General features: G+C 31.2%; 1 pseudogene. It reads left to right on the plus strand.

Features of this window, described 5'->3' with window-relative positions:
• Window positions 1–202, plus strand: a pseudogene (locus Q0998_RS19345) (DDE transposase); the annotation flags it as partial.

The following is a 202-nucleotide window of genomic DNA, read 5'->3' on the forward strand; positions in this document are numbered from 1 at the left end:
GATGCTGAAAACGATGCTATAGAATATGCTCGAAGTAAATCTTTAAAATATACTCCAAAGCTATTATCCAATGGAGACACACTCAAACAATTATTAGCTAGAAGCAGGTATCTGTTATATAAATCAAGTAGTAAATGGACTAAAAATCAATCTAAAAGAGCAGAAGTTCTATTCGAAAAATATCCTGACTTAGAAGAAGCAT

Origin of the sequence: uncultured Polaribacter sp. (assembly GCF_947501385.1) — a bacterium.
Classification (GTDB): Bacteria; Bacteroidota; Bacteroidia; order Flavobacteriales; family Flavobacteriaceae; genus Polaribacter.